This is a genomic window from Parabacteroides sp. Marseille-P3160, from assembly GCF_900162725.1.
In the GTDB taxonomy this organism is placed as follows: domain Bacteria; phylum Bacteroidota; class Bacteroidia; order Bacteroidales; family Tannerellaceae; genus Marseille-P3160.
In genome coordinates this window covers 1,597,867-1,605,034 of the sequence record NZ_LT799418.1, presented here as the reverse complement: position 1 = coordinate 1,605,034, position 7,168 = coordinate 1,597,867, and the positions used below count along the sequence as shown (strand labels likewise).

The 7,168-nt window shown below is 41.2% G+C and carries 7 protein-coding genes and 3 tRNA genes (1 of these 10 cut by a window edge); 5 read left to right on the top strand and 5 right to left on the bottom strand.

Annotation, left to right across the window (positions count from 1 at the left end):
• From BQ8014_RS06440 to BQ8014_RS06425, 4 genes are all read right to left on the bottom strand, one after another.
• Positions 1-1,635: the 5' portion of a heavy metal translocating P-type ATPase gene (locus tag BQ8014_RS06440; RefSeq protein WP_080903649.1), read on the bottom strand. It extends 45 nt beyond the left edge of the window; 1,635 of the gene's 1,680 nt are visible here — the first part of the coding sequence; its start codon is at positions 1,633-1,635; its stop codon lies beyond the left edge, outside the window.
• Positions 1,636-1,707: 72 nt separating this feature from the next.
• Positions 1,708-1,779: transfer RNA gene (locus tag BQ8014_RS06435), tRNA-Glu, on the bottom strand.
• A gap of 68 nt (positions 1,780-1,847) precedes the next feature.
• Positions 1,848-2,114, bottom strand: coding sequence for a 30S ribosomal protein S20 (gene rpsT, locus BQ8014_RS06430; protein WP_080903648.1), 267 nt, complete (start codon positions 2,112-2,114; stop codon positions 1,848-1,850).
• Positions 2,115-2,146: 32 nt separating this feature from the next.
• A tRNA-Glu gene (locus BQ8014_RS06425) sits at positions 2,147-2,218 on the bottom strand.
• 206 nt (positions 2,219-2,424) lie between these two features.
• Here BQ8014_RS06425 and recO point away from each other — a divergent pair.
• A complete protein-coding gene (gene recO / locus BQ8014_RS06420; RefSeq protein WP_080903647.1) occupies positions 2,425-3,150 on the top strand; it encodes a DNA repair protein RecO in 726 nt (241 codons plus the stop codon).
• Positions 3,151-3,228: 78 nt separating this feature from the next.
• Positions 3,229-3,300 (top strand) — tRNA-Arg (locus tag BQ8014_RS06415).
• 194 nt (positions 3,301-3,494) lie between these two features.
• Here the strand turns inward: BQ8014_RS06415 and rplS are convergent.
• Positions 3,495-3,842: a 50S ribosomal protein L19 gene (gene rplS / locus BQ8014_RS06410; protein WP_080903646.1), complete on the bottom strand. Its 348-nt coding sequence runs from the start codon at positions 3,840-3,842 to the stop codon at positions 3,495-3,497.
• 552 nt (positions 3,843-4,394) lie between these two features.
• Between rplS and BQ8014_RS06405 the strand changes: the two genes are divergently transcribed.
• The 3 genes from BQ8014_RS06405 to BQ8014_RS19350 all read left to right on the top strand — a co-directional run.
• Positions 4,395-4,949 (top strand): RNA polymerase sigma factor, encoded by a 555-nt coding sequence (locus BQ8014_RS06405; RefSeq protein WP_080903645.1) that lies wholly within the window; start codon positions 4,395-4,397, stop codon positions 4,947-4,949.
• A gap of 76 nt (positions 4,950-5,025) precedes the next feature.
• Entirely contained in the window at positions 5,026-6,084 is a 1,059-nt protein-coding gene (locus tag BQ8014_RS06400) for a FecR family protein (protein ID WP_160150044.1), read from the top strand.
• A gap of 322 nt (positions 6,085-6,406) precedes the next feature.
• Positions 6,407-7,168: STN domain-containing protein (locus BQ8014_RS19350; RefSeq protein WP_160150043.1), on the top strand; the 762-nt coding region annotated here is incomplete at its 3' end.

Below are 7,168 nucleotides of genomic sequence, written 5' to 3'. Positions count from 1 at the left end.
AGACTCCGCCTTTCCGCCGGAAGCAAACCAAACCAAGCTCTTGCCTTCTTCACTGAAACGCTCTCCCGCCGCATCTATTTCCGGAGCTATTTCAACCGAATAATCTTCCAACAGCGAACGGCTGCCGGCAAAGTACCAGCAATCTTCCTTCCGTGCCCGGACTCCCTTGCCCGGAATATTCTCAAAGTCGGATAAGGAAGGCAAGGTCTTATCTGGATAATAAGAAACGATGGCATCCGCCAGCGGATGTTCCGAACGGATCTCCAAAGCAACCAGCATGGCAGCATCCGCCTGCTCCGGATGCAGCCAGAAAACATTGGTAACTTGAGGAACTCCTTCCGTAATCGTACCGGTTTTATCCAGCACGACGGCATTGATCTTCCGGCTCAGTTCCAGGCTTTCCGCATCTTTGATCAGGATACCGTTCTCGGCCCCTTTCCCGATGCCGACCATAATGGCGGTCGGGGTAGCCAACCCAAGCGCACAGGGACAGGCGATTACCAGGACGGTGACTAAAGCCAGGAGTGCCTGTGTCAAGGCGTTTTCACCCCCCAGCAGCAACCATAACAGAAAAGACAACAACGCGATGCCGATCACTACCGGCACAAAAACGGAAGCTATCTTATCGACCAACCGTTGTACCGGCGCCTTGCTTCCCTGCGCGTTCTCCACCATCCGGATGATCTGGGCGAGCAATGTTTCGGAACCGACTTTCTCCGCCCGGAAACGGAAACTCCCCTTTTGGTTCAGCGTCCCGGCATAAACCGGATCGCTCTCTTCTTTGAGCACGGGGATCGGCTCTCCACTCAACATACTCTCGTCCAGATAGGAAGTGCCGCTCAGCACCACTCCGTCCACCGCAATTTTCTCACCCGGCTTGACAGCAAGGATATCTCCTTTCACGATCTCTCCTATTGGGATCGAAAGAAGGCGTTCTCCCTCCCTGACAACGGTCACTGTCTTGGGCTGCAGACCCATCAATTTCTTGATCGCCGTCGAAGCATTCCCTTTGGCTTTTTCTTCCATATATTTGCCCAGCAGGATAAAAGCGACGATGACAATGGCCGCCTCGAAATAAACATGCGGCTCCACACCCCTCTCCAACCACACGGAAGGGAAAAGCGTGTTAAACACGCTAAACAAGTAGGCCACACCGGTACTCAAGGCCACCAGGGTATCCATGTTAGCCGTCCTATGCTGCAGTTGCTTCCAGGCATTGATGAAAAAGGAAGAGCCGAAACCGAAGAGTACGACCGTAGCTAAGGCCCACTGGATATAATTTCCATAAGGCATATGCATCAGAAACATACCGATGATAACAGAAGGCACAGCCAAAAGGATAGCTGCGATTGTCTTCCTTTTCAAACGACTCCGTTCCTCCGAACGGATTTGCTCCACTCGTTCCGGATTGTTTTCGTCACCGATCGCCAAGTCATAACCGGCGTCCTGCACTGCTTTCTGCATCTCCTCGGGAGTAATTTCGCTGGGATCGAATTCCACGTTTGCATTTGCCGCAGCCAGGTTGACCGCCGCATTCTTTACGCCTTTCTGTGCATTCAGCGCTCTTTCTACATTTACGGCGCAAGAAGCGCAGGACATATGTAGGACAGGATATGTTTTCTTTATTGTAGCCATCGCAATCTTTCTTTTATAGAATAACAAAAAAAGAGAGCCGATGTTAGAAAATAGGAGATTATTTGGGAAGAGTAGCCCGTAGGGGAATCGAACCCCTCTTTCAAGAATGAAAATCTTGCGTCCTAACCGATAGACGAACAGGCCTTAAGTAAAGAGCCGGGCTTCAAAAGTCCGGCCCTATGCCTTTCATATATAATAGCTAAACCTTTTGCTTATTGGGCAACGGCAGCAAGCTTATTGACATGTTTCGCCAATTTGGATTTCAAGTTACCTGCCTTATTTTTATGAATCACATTCTTTTTAGCCAACTTGTCCAACATGGAACAAACTTTGGGATATAAAGCCTGAGCTTCATTCTTGTCTTGCGTATTACGTAAAACCTTGATTGCGTTTCTTGTCGTTTTACCATAATAACGGTTGCGCAAACGTCTTGCGCTTGTCTGTCTGATTCTTTTAAAAGAGGATTTATGATTTGCCATATCCGCTGTTTTCTTTATTTTTTATTATCTTGTAGCCCGTAGGGGAATCGAACCCCTCTTTCAAGAATGAAAATCTTACGTCCTAACCGATAGACGAACAGGCCATCAAAAAGCTATTCTTCTGCAATGTAACGGGCATCATTTCCCTTATTGCGACCGCAAAGATAGAGCTTCTCTTTAAACTGGCAAAACATTTCTTCTTTATTTTTTAACCTATCTGCCATTTTAACAAATCTTCTCTTTCCTCTCCGCATACCGACCGTTCCATTCCGATTCATTATCTTTGCTTCCGTAAAGAAAGAAAAAAAGAATGCTTTGTAAAACGCGTGGTATCGTATTACATTCGATCGCATACAGCGATAAATACTCCATTATATATATGTATACGGAGGATTTCGGCCGTGTTGCTTATCTGGTATCACGCAACCGGGGGAAAAAGAGTGCGGTGAGCCGGGCGCTATTCCTCCCTCTTTCAATCGTGGAAATGGAGGTAGACCATCGCCACAAAAGAGACTTGCAACGGATCCGGGAAGCCCGAAGTATTTATCCGTTGGTCGAATTATACGGTAATCCTTTCAAAAATGCCATCGCCTTATTTCTGGCTGAGATCCTATACCGGGTAGTAAAAGAAAAGGAAGGGGACACCCGCTTCTTCGAATTTCTCTATCATTCCATCCAATGGCTGGAGAATTCCGACCGGGGGATTGCCAATTTCCACCTGGTGTTCATGCTTCGCCTGCCTTATTATTTCGGAGTATACCCCAATGCAGATGCTTATGAAAAAGGGGCTAAATTCGATTTGATAAATGGAGTTTTCACCATGAATCAACCTATGCACAAATATTATCTTTCGCCGGGAGAGAGCGTGGTTTTACACCGGCTCTTAAAGATGGGGTACGAAAACATGTCCGTCTACACTTTTTCCCGCCAGGATCGTACCAATATCATCCAACGGATTCTGGAGTATTACCGCCTGCATCTTCCCGACTTTCCTGAAATCAAATCGCTTTCGATTCTTCATAGCCTCTTCGACTGAATGCAGATTGCCGCCGGAATGTTTGCCTGTTAACGGAAAAGATTATACTTTTGTTCCGCTCTAATGCAAGCCTCACCTGCCTCTGTAGTTCAACGGATAGAACGGTGGTTTCCTAAACCGCAGATCTGGGTTCGATTCCCAGCGGAGGTACACTGATAATAATATACAACCGGCCTACTTTTCTTATAAAATCTTTAATTGATTAAGTAACTGTTTTAATTTTCCGAAAGCATTTTAAGAAAGGCAATAAGAAAAGTGTCTTTTTTGCCGGAGGGGTACCAAAAAAAGGGAATCTATTGCCAAACGCAATAAATTCCCTTTTTTTATGTAACCAAACAGAGCGCTTATACTCTTTTTTCCTTGATTCTTGCTTTCTTTCCAGTCAGTTGGCGCAGATAATACAATTTGGCTCTGCGAACTTTACCGATCTTGTTAACGGTAATGCTATCGATAAAAGGCGAGTCGAAAGGGAAAATACGTTCTACCCCTACGTTTTCAGACATTTTACGTACCGTAAAACGTTTCTTTTCTCCGTGTCCCGAAATACGGATTACGACCCCTCTGTATTGCTGGATACGTTCCTTGTTACCTTCCTTGATGCGGTAGGCCACGGTAACCGTGTCACCGCTTTTGAATACGGGTCGCTCTTGAGGCGCTGCAAAAGACTCCTCTACAATTTTAATTAAATCCATTGTTTATAGCTTTTTAGTTGTATTTTTATGAAACGCAATATAAACGGGTCACACTCTTCCGCCAGAGATTACGTAAAGCGGATGCAAAGTAAGGAAACATTTATGTGATAAGCAAATAGATTTCGCATTATTTTTTCTTCATCCATGCTAGTCCGGGGTGCGCAGCAAGTTGGCGGATGATGCTTAAGTCGATTTACTTTAGCACATTCCGATTAGGTGTTTGATGGCCATCAAACACGTGTTCTACAGCCGTCAAACACGTGTTTCACAGCCATAGAACACGTGTTTCACAGCCGTAGAACACCCGATCGAATGAAGTAAAAGAACGGTATTGATACATATCTATCTGAAAAACAGCACAGAAAAGAATCACCTTCCCAGTATTAGTGTAAGGGACAAAACGCGTTCGGACTGGCTCCATAGAGAAGGTTATACACTCCCCTGTATCTTCAAAAACGCTTATTTTTTTTTATCATGAGACGAATAGTTTGGTGTTATTTTATAAATTTGCATTATTTTTGATGTTATTGTGATGTTAATTATTCTAATTGGATGTCAATATATCAGGATTTATCGGATTTTGAGTTATGGGAGATATTTCGGGCAGGTGATAAAAATCCTTTGGAATTTCTATATCTGAGGCATTATGATTTATTGCTGAATTATGGGCTTAAATTTATAAAAGATGAAGAATTGGTAAAAGATGCTATCCATGATTTATTCGTTAAATTATATATTAAGCAGAAGATTGACTCAACTATTTCAGTAAGAGCCTATTTATTAAAAAGTTTACGAAACTTGCTTTACGATATGTTAAATACCTTCCATGAGATATCCATAGAGCAAATCGAATATGAATTCTCTATTGTGGATGCTGAAATAGAAAATCTATACAAAAAAAGCGATATTGATGTGGTTAGAAGCAAAAAGTTAATAAATGCATTGGCTAAATTGAACGGTAACCAGAAAATGATTCTATATTTAAGGTATATCAAAGAACTTTCTTATAAAGAAATTGCTGAAATTCTCAATATAAATGAACAGTCTTCCATGAATCTTGTCTTTAGGACATTAAAGAAAATCAGGAAATTTATGCTATTCTTTTAAAAAATCTCAAAAAAAGTGAGTATCCTTTTTTCGTAATGCAGTCTTGTAATAAATAGAGAGCATTAGAATGTCAAGTTTGAAAGATAAAAAGGATTTTATATCTCGCTTTTTAAAGTATATTAAAGAAAAGGAAAAGCGAATCCCATATCCTGAAAAATTAGAAAATTGGTTTGCTGTTGAAAAAGAAGCCAAGAGTAAGATTCGTCGTCGGATGCTGAATCGGGTATATCTGGCTGTTACGGTTTCTGCCGCATTATTGGCCGGTGTTGTTTTTTATCTGAGACACGATTCCGTAAAAAAAGTCGACCTTAAAGATCTTGCTGCAACGATGGCGGTAGAAGCGGCCTCAGATCAAATCATGTTACATATTTCGTCCGGTAAAAGTATTGCAATAAAAGATAGTTCAACGGTGAATTATTCAGAAGCGGGAAATGTGGCGGTAGATGATCAGATAAATGTAGAATCCCCCGAACAAGACGATAATACGGAATATCATAAAATCTTTGTTCCTCAAGGAAAAAGAACGATCTTGATTCTTGCTGACAATAGTAAAATATGGGTTAATTCACGGACAAAAGTGATCTATCCTCATCGTTTCACAGGGAAAACACGTGAAATATATGTTGACGGAGAGATTTATTGCGAGATTTCTCATCATGAAAAATGGCCGTTTATCGTTAAAACACCTAATAATTTTGAAGTGGAAGTACTCGGCACTTCATTTAATATATGTACCTATGGCGAACAAGCCGTTTCATCTGTCGTGTTGGCGGAAGGACGTGTGTCAGTTACAGATAAGAATCACAAAAAAACATGGTTGCTCCCCAATCAATTAATAAACATAGATTCGGAGGGATTAGGGGCAAAACGGATAGTTGATGCATCCGATTATATTAGTTGGACAAAGGGGTTCTTAAATATTCATTCCGAAACGCTTGAAAGTGTCATCCAACGTTTGGAGATGTATTTTAATATCAAAATAAACATTGAGAGCCAATCTCTGAAAACAGTTAAAATATCAGGAAAAATGGTGCTTATGGACAGCCCCGATGAAATCTTATCCGGATTGTCAAATCTTATTCCCATTTCTTATACAAAGAATAATAACGCCTATGTAATAGAAGCGAAAAGATAGCATAGATAGTATGAGGCGAACCATTATAATACCTTCATCGTGGAGCCTGAGGATATCGAAATGGAAATCGCATACTACTAAATAAATTATTAATAAATTAATCTAAACAGAAATTTGCCTATGAAACAAAAAAAAACCGGGTTTGCGCTGCCATGCTAACCCGGTCACGACTTAAAAAAGTGGAATTGTTATTAACCTCTTTAAACCGTTAAAAATGATGATAAAATTACAAAAGAAATGTCCTCCTAAGTCGATCTTTAGGAAACAAAAATGTTTTTCTATATTTTTTGCCATTCTATGTTTTTGTTGTACGCATTTTTGCTTGGCTGAAAGCTTGTATTCGCAGATAACAAAACTTTCGGTTTCTTCGAAAGCCAAAACGATTAAAGATATCTTCTCGGATATTGAAAATCAATCGGAATATGTTTTTATATATCTGGATGAGAATGTGAATTTGGAAAAAAAGATCTCGGTAGATATAAAAAACCAAACGGTCGATAAAATATTGGATCTTGTCCTTGCCTCTACAGACAATACATACAAGATTATGGACCGTCAGATTTACGTCACGAAAAAGACTACCAGCCCCGAAGATAAAAATGAGCAAAAACAACAAAACCAGTCTGTTTCCGGAACAGTAAAAGATGCAAGTAATAATCCGTTGATTGGAGTAAACGTTATTGTAAAAGGAACCTCAACTGGGGTTATGACAGATGTTGATGGACATTTTACAATTTCGGTACCCGAAGCAAATGCTGTATTGGTGTTTTCTTATGTCGGATTCATCTCCAAGGAAAAAACCGTAGGGAAAAATACGGTTATAGATGTGATTTTACAAGAGGATGCTATGCTTTTGGAAGATGTGGTTGTAGTTGGTTACGGAACGCAAAAAAAGGCGAATCTGACAGGTGCCATTTCACAGGTTGATTCAAAGGTTTTTGAAAACAGACCGGTGACTTCGGCTACTTCTGCCTTGCAGGGAGCATTACCCGGTGTAAATATTAATCCGACCAATGGAAATCCGAACGCATCGTTAGATATGAATATTCGTGGTACTACCTCTGTTAACGGCGGTAGTCCCCTT